At 43.6% G+C, this 234-nt stretch carries 1 protein-coding gene; it reads right to left on the reverse strand.

Annotation, left to right across the window (positions count from 1 at the left end):
- A partial coding sequence (locus AC1RQI_RS17540) for a hypothetical protein (protein ID WP_481905885.1) occupies positions 1-234 on the reverse strand: 234 nt, incomplete at both ends.

The following is a 234-nucleotide window of genomic DNA, read 5'->3' on the forward strand; positions in this document are numbered from 1 at the left end:
GTGCGTTGACAAAGTCAGCGTTCTTTCCAAGGAGGTACTGGAACATATCTGCAATACCGTAAGAGTCAATAACAAATGCAAGGTTAGTTGCAGTCTGGTTGTTCTTTCGGAGTTTCGCAGGAAGTCGCATTACCATCTGAGGAACAGTTGTTGAGTTCAAAGTGATACCAGTACCTGTAGAAGAACCAGTAGTAAGGTCACCGTTATCGAATGTGTAAGCAGCGTTCACAGTTT

The organism is Salicola sp. AFF1 (assembly GCF_056783195.1).